Consider the following 2,101-nt stretch of genomic DNA (forward strand, 5'->3'; position numbering starts at 1 on the left):
TCTTGTGCGATCGCAATTGCCCCCTTGATATTTCCTGCCTGATACTTGTCCACTGCCCTTGCCAAAATTAGTGAGCCATTATCTACCGGTTGTGCTGGTATTGGCTGACGGGTCTGTGGTGGCGATGGAGCCCTCCTGACGACAGGTTTTGGTTTTGGGTAAACTTTTTGCTTAGGAACGTTTCTCTTAGGAACATTTCTCTTGGGAGCAGTTGCCACCACTGGATCAACCGTTGGTGCGCAGTCAGTCAAATTTGTAAACACCCACCCGGTAACCGGTGAACTAATTTCTACCCAGCCAGGTTGTCCACTACCAGTTAGAACTAGACTGGTTCCCTGATTCAGCTGACCAACTTTTGACCCGTTAGGCTCGGAGCGCACATTCGCGAACGGATTACCTGTCACCTGGCAATTACCTGGGGCAGCTGGGGCTGGTGGCTCATATACCACCGGATCTGAACGGTGATTGGGTGTACTCCTAGGAGCAATTGGTTTTACTATTTTAGGTGGTGACCAAGAGCTAGAACGCATCGAGTAGATCATACCAGCTATCGAGGAAGTAACTAAGGCAATGCCAGTGCCAATGATCAGAGACAAATTATCCGATCTATCCGCCTTAGTTGGAGGCAAGGGAGTTGGTGCTGGTTTATTTGGAGTAGAACCTCTATCGGCATTTGCATCCCAAGTTTTTTGCTCTGAGAACGGCTTTGATAATTGCTCCGGTGGGAAGTTTTCTTCAACTGTGGGGATATTGTGAATTGAGTAGTAGGTCGGGGAATTGATGGAGTACGGTTTTGAATTACTAGTCAGTTTCTGTAAGTCTCGTAAAACCTGCGATGCCGACTGGTAACGGTCTTTGACTTGGTAGCGAACCATTTTAGTAAGGACATTCGCCAATCCTAAACTCACTGACACCAGGGATTGCCAGTTAACTTCACCAGTTTTGAGGTCTTCCTGAAACTGATCTGGTAACATTCCAGTTAATGCCTGAATCCCAATAATCCCTAGGGCATAAATATCACTGCTAGGACAGGGCTGACCCAAAGCCTGCTCACTGGACATATAGCCTGGAGTGCCTACTACCACAGTATGGTGAGTTTGTCTATAGGCACTAACCAAATCAGTTTGAACTTGCTTAACTGCACCAAAGTCCACCAAGACTAACTTTTGATCTGCCGTGCGTCGGATCAGGTTATCGGGCTTAATATCGCGATGAATCACACCGTGACGGTGGACAAATTCCAAAATACCTAAGACTTCCTGCAATAGCGCAATCACCTGTTTTTCCTGCCATCGGTGACCAGGGGACAACTCTTGGCTCAAGAGATGCCCTTCGATGAACTGTTGCACCAAGTAAAACTCATGGTCTTCTTCAAAGTAGGCAAGAAGCCGAGGAATTTGGTCATGATTTCCCAGCTTTTCAAGGGTTTCAGCTTCCCTACTAAATAGGCGTCGAGCAGTTTCTAAAAATGTCTGAGAGCCATTGGGAGGCTGAAGTTGCTTAACAACACAGCTTGGGTTACCTGGACGCTTCGTGTCCTTGGCTAAATAGGTTTTGCCAAATCCCCCGGAACCGAGGACTTGAGTCACTTGGTAACGCCCGTCCAGTAACTTGCCTAACATAGGATTGATGTGCCTAAGATTTCACAAAAAGGAAGTTTAAAACTCCGCACCAAGGGGGCGGGTTGCTAACTGTCTCATGTTTAACATACGCTGATCGGTATTATTGACCAGGACTGTGACAATTTATCTTCTGATTATATGTATGCTATCAGCTATCAGCTATCAGCTATCAGCTATCAGCATTAGGCTAAAGGCGATCAGCTATCAGCATTAGGCGATCAGCTATCAGCTATCAGCTATCAGCTATCAGCTATCAGCTATCAGCTATCAGCTATCAGCTATCAGCTATCAGCTATCTGCATTAGGCTAAAGGCGATCAGCATTAGGCGATCAGCTATCAGCTATCTGCATTAGGCTGACCGCTGACCGCTGACCGCTGACCGCTGACCGCTGACCGCTGACCGCTGACCGCTGACCGCTGACCGCTGACCGCTGACCGCTGACCGCTGACCGCTGACCGCTGACCGCTGACCGCTGAC

1 protein-coding gene and 1 pseudogene are annotated in these 2,101 nt (G+C 48.0%); both read right to left on the minus strand.

Going from position 1 to position 2,101, the window contains the following annotated elements:
- Positions 1-1,622: protein kinase domain-containing protein (locus F6K37_RS23620; protein ID WP_287252496.1), on the minus strand; the 1,622-nt coding region annotated here is incomplete at its 3' end.
- Positions 1,623-1,959: 337 nt separating this feature from the next.
- Positions 1,960-2,101: pseudogene (locus tag F6K37_RS44765) on the minus strand (hypothetical protein); the annotation flags it as partial.

It is taken from the genome of Moorena sp. SIO4E2 (assembly GCF_010671945.1).
Classification (GTDB): Bacteria; Cyanobacteriota; Cyanobacteriia; order Cyanobacteriales; family Coleofasciculaceae; genus Moorena; species Moorena producens.